Source organism: Tropicibacter alexandrii, assembly GCF_003667315.2.
Lineage (GTDB): Bacteria > Pseudomonadota > Alphaproteobacteria > Rhodobacterales > Rhodobacteraceae > Tropicibacter > Tropicibacter alexandrii.
Genome location: NZ_RCTZ02000073.1, coordinates 1 through 296, shown reverse-complemented (window position 1 = coordinate 296; position 296 = coordinate 1). Strand labels below are relative to the sequence as shown.

General features: G+C 65.5%; 1 protein-coding gene. It reads right to left on the bottom strand.

The genetic code is table 11. The annotated features are described in order from the left end of the window. Nucleotides 1-296 (bottom strand): aminotransferase class III-fold pyridoxal phosphate-dependent enzyme (locus D8Z78_RS24410; RefSeq protein ID WP_121634767.1); only part of this gene is annotated, 296 nt, incomplete at both ends.

Genomic DNA, 296 nt, shown 5'->3' with positions numbered 1-296 from the left:
TTCGCGTCGGACCCGGACAGGCCGAAATAGACCTTGGACATGTGGTCGGGCGCGCGGTCCAGCACCATCTTGGCCAGCGTGATCGAAGCCTCGGTGCCGTGGCCGACATAGGCGTGGTAATAGGCCAGCTCGCGGGCCTGATCGGCGATGGCGTCGGCGATCTCGGGACGGCCATAGCCGACGTTCACGCAATAGAGCCCGGCAAACGCATCGAGCAGCCGATTGCCGTCACGATCCTCGATATGGCAGCCGGAGCCGCCGGTGATGACGCGATTGGGCAGGTTGCCGCGCGCGAA